4 protein-coding genes are annotated in these 2,969 nt (G+C 43.4%); all 4 read left to right on the plus strand.

The window, feature by feature from the left end; translation table 11 throughout:
- On the plus strand, nt 1-297 hold a 297-nt coding region (locus ABIL00_06885), incomplete at its 5' end, for a hypothetical protein (GenBank protein ID MEO0110481.1).
- 9 nt (nt 298-306) lie between these two features.
- Nucleotides 307-1,155 (plus strand): PstS family phosphate ABC transporter substrate-binding protein, encoded by an 849-nt coding sequence (locus ABIL00_06890; GenBank protein MEO0110482.1) that lies wholly within the window; start codon nt 307-309, stop codon nt 1,153-1,155.
- 184 nt (nt 1,156-1,339) lie between these two features.
- Complete coding sequence (pstC, locus tag ABIL00_06895; protein ID MEO0110483.1) at nt 1,340-2,218, plus strand: phosphate ABC transporter permease subunit PstC; 879 nt, start codon at nt 1,340-1,342, stop codon at nt 2,216-2,218.
- Nucleotides 2,215-2,969, plus strand: a 755-nt coding sequence (gene pstA / locus ABIL00_06900) for a phosphate ABC transporter permease PstA (GenBank protein MEO0110484.1), incomplete at its 3' end; no start/stop codon positions are given. The genes pstC and pstA, both read left to right, overlap by 4 nt.

Consider the following 2,969-nt stretch of genomic DNA (forward strand, 5'->3'; position numbering starts at 1 on the left):
AAGAAGAAATATGACTTAGGAGGTTTCTGGCTGATGCCAATTATCACTATTAAAGAGTCGAAATTAGAACTCTTGGGCCGCTTTGACCTTTGGCAACACAAAGAAGACGGACAAGAAAAGGATAACAAAAGTTCCCGGTTACTACTCGCGGGATTGAATTACTATCCCTTCGGAAAAAATATCGCCCTCCAGTTTAACTGGCAAAGGGAAGAGTATAAAGATAAAAAGCAACCAAAGAAAGATATCTTCTACTTCCAAATTAAAGGAAGTTGGAAGGGATTAATTACTGAGCAATAGGAGGAAAATATGAAAAGAATAATCAGTTTATTTTTAACCTTAACCATAACCCTCTTCGCCAAAGAGATTATCATTAAGGGCTCGGACACAATGGTCAATTTGGTCCAGCAACTGGCTGAGGGTTATATGGGAGTGAAGCCCGATGTGACAATCTCGGTGGTTGGTGGCGGTTCCGGTGTCGGGATTACTTCCCTTATTGAGAAAGAAGTGGACATTGCCAATGCCTCACGAAATATAAAAGATAAAGAGATAGTGACCGCCAAGGGGAAAGGTGTTAATCCCTTTGAGATACCGATTGGTGTTGACCTCCTCTGCATTATCGTTAATGAGAAAAATCCGATTACGAAATTGACCATCTCCCAATTGGGAAAGATTTATCAGGGACAGATTAAGAACTGGAAAGAGGTCGGCGGAATAAATAAGCCAATTTCTCTCTACGGTCGGCAACCAGTTTCTGGCACATTTGTCTTATTCCGAGAAATGGTGGTGAAAGGGGAATACTCCCAGGCGATGAAACAGATGGCGGGAAATGCCCAGATTGTCGATGCGGTAAGCAGCGATATTTCGGGCATTGGTTATGTCGGTCTGGGTTATGTGAAGGAAGCAAAGGGGATAAAGGTTTTGGCAATCGCCCAAACCGAAAAAGGCCCTTACTTTTCACCTTTGGTAGCGGCGGAACTGGCAAAATATCCCATCGCTCGCTATCTCTATCAATATACCAACGGTAAACCAAAGGGTGACGCGAAAAGGTTTATTGAATGGGAATTATCCGATGCCGGCCAGAAGATTGTGGAAGAAGTTGGTTTCTTGCCTCTCCCCGAAGCGGTAAGGAAAGAGGTTTTGAACAAGATAAAATAATAGACGGCTCTTAAAAAACACCGAGGGCACAGGTGATAAACAATGGGGGATAGAATAAAAGCAAGAATTATTCTAAAACCTGTGCCCTCGGTAATAAATCCGTCTTCTTTGAGGTTAATAATTTTTTCGGAAGTCCCAAGAAAGAAACTTTTGACTTGTTTCCCGTTTTTCTTATAATTCTTGGATGCGAAAAAATGCGGAATTTCTGGCAAAGGTAATCTTCCTAGTCCTCGCGGTGAGTAGCAGTCTTGTTTTGGTTGGAATTTTATTACTTCTGGCGGTCTACGGTCTAAGAACCTTTGGGGAGGTGAAGTTTACCGATTTTCTTTTTGGAAAGGTTTGGAACCCGGATGCTTATGGGGAACCGCAATATGGACTAATTCCCAATCTCTGGGGGACATTTTTGACAACAATTATTGCCCTTCTCATTGCTCTGCCAACCGGAATTTTAAGTGCCCTCTTTCTTTCAGAGAGACTAAAAGGAAGTTTGCGGATGACAATAAAGACGATAATTGAGTTATTTGCTGGTTTCCCTTCCGTAGTAATTGGTTTCTTCGGTTTAACTTTAGTCGCCCCCTTGATTAGCCGGTTATTTAATGTTCCTTCTGGACTCGGAGTTCTGAATGCTGGTATCATTCTTGCCTTAATGTCTTTGCCAACAATTATCACCATTTCTGATGATGCCCTGCGGATTGTGCCTGAGGCCTTCCGGGAAGCCAGTTATGCTTTGGGTGCGTCCAAGTGGCAGACTAGTATTAAGGTCGTCCTACCCGCGGCAAAGTCGGGAATCATTGCCGCGGGACTTTTAGGTTTTGGTCGGGCGGTGGGCGAAACGATGGCGGTCTTAATGGTCGCGGGTAATGCCCCAATCATTGCCCGGTCTCTATTTGACCCAACCCGAACCATAACTTCCACAATTGCCATTGAATTGGGTGAGGTGGCGCAGAATACAACCCACTTCTTCGCCCTTTTTACCCTGGGGTTGATTCTTTTTCTTATTTCCCTTGTTGTCAATCTCTTAGCGGAAAGTGCCTTAAAAAAAGAGAGGAAGGTCTTTCTATGAGAAAGATTGGAGGAATCCGCGCCAATTTCGGTTTTTTGGTCGCCGGCACTCCACTTTTTCTCTTTCTTCTGGTTATCATCTTTCTTATTATCTATCTCTGTCAAAATGGGATTAGAGTAATCAGTTGGGAGTTTTTAACCTCTTTTCCGAAAAAAGGGATGACCGAAGGTGGTATCCTACCCGCAGCGGTTGGCACCATCTATGTCACTTTTGTTGCCTTACTCTTTGCCGTCCCGATTGGTATCGGTTCTGGGATATATCTTTCGGAATATGCTCCCAATAATATTTTAGTTAAGGTAATTAGAAGTTCGGTGAGGAGTTTAGCAGGAATTCCTTCTATCGTTTATGGTCTATTTGGTGTGGCATTTTTTGTCCGGGTTTTGGGTTTCGGGATGTCAATTCTGGCGAGTGGCTTAACCCTTTCCCTTTTGGTCTTACCCGTGATAATTACTACAACCGAAGAAGCCCTTAAAGCGATACCATTATCTTTTCGGGAAGGTTCTTTAGCCTTAGGGGCAACAAAATGGGAGACGATTAGATTTCAGGTTCTTCCTTATGCCTTTCCCGGAATTTTAACCGGGGTCCTCCTTTCCTTTGCCCGGGCTTGTGGGGAAACTGCACCCATCCTTTTCACCGGTGTCACATTTTATTTGAGGCATTTACCCAAAACACCCTTAAATAAGTTTATGGCACTTCCCTATCATCTCTATATTCTTTCTACCCAACACGAGAATATCTTAAAAGTGAGACC

The organism is candidate division WOR-3 bacterium (assembly GCA_039801905.1).
GTDB lineage: Bacteria > Hydrothermota > Tepidihabitantia > Tepidihabitantales > JBDRVQ01 > JBDRVQ01.